Source organism: Stenotrophomonas maltophilia group sp. RNC7, assembly GCF_030910085.1.
Taxonomy (GTDB): domain Bacteria; phylum Pseudomonadota; class Gammaproteobacteria; order Xanthomonadales; family Xanthomonadaceae; genus Stenotrophomonas; species Stenotrophomonas sepilia.
In genome coordinates this window covers 1-627 of the sequence record NZ_JAVFVN010000325.1, presented here as the reverse complement: position 1 = coordinate 627, position 627 = coordinate 1, and the positions used below count along the sequence as shown (strand labels likewise).

The following is a 627-nucleotide window of genomic DNA, read 5'->3' as shown; positions in this document are numbered from 1 at the left end:
CGTATGTTCAGTAAAAACATTCTAAAAATTAGCAAGTTGCTTCAAAGCAGCATGAGGTATGCCTACGCAACTAGCTATCTGTTCTAATGTCATATCTTCTAATTCTGTTTTATCGTAATCTACATTACTTAGCTTAAATGCAAAGTAATTGGCTTCTTTTTCTATCTTGTGTTTGTTGAGCAAAAACTTATTGTAAGAATTCTTAAGATTAGGATGGAGTATTGCATGTCCCAATTCGTGCCTTATAAAAAACAATTCTTCTTTTTCCGTCAAAGTATTTCTTAAAAAAATCGTTTCATGTCCCAAATATTCTCTTATGTATGTACTCTCATTCCCAAGTAAAATAATGCGACTTGGTTCAGTTTTAATTAATCGAATCCCTAACACTGTACATAATTCATAAGGGCAAGAAGTAGCATAAGTATCTAACAAGCCTAAAATAATCTCATCTATCCATTCCATAGACATTCCCCCTTCGAAGTCTATTTTTTATACTTGTAGCTTATCATTTCCATTTGTCGCAAGAGTTCATTTGCAAATTCTAAAATTTCATCATCCGATAGATTATCAGCATCAAAGCCACTAGAACCAAATATTTGATGCTTATCCACGTATGCTCTGGCTTCA

General features: G+C 32.9%; 1 protein-coding gene. It reads right to left on the bottom strand.

The window, feature by feature from the left end; translation table 11 throughout:
- Positions 1–21: 21 nt before the first annotated feature.
- Positions 22–462, bottom strand: a complete 441-nt coding sequence (locus tag RCF13_RS05360; RefSeq protein WP_308140932.1) for an ImmA/IrrE family metallo-endopeptidase — start codon at positions 460–462, stop codon at positions 22–24.
- Between the last annotated feature and the right edge of the window lie 165 nt (positions 463–627).

Coding starts and splice junctions, on each gene's coding strand:
- RCF13_RS05360 (WP_308140932.1), bottom strand. CDS start 462: ATGGAATGGATAGATGAGATTATTTTAGGCTTGTTAGATACTTATGCT.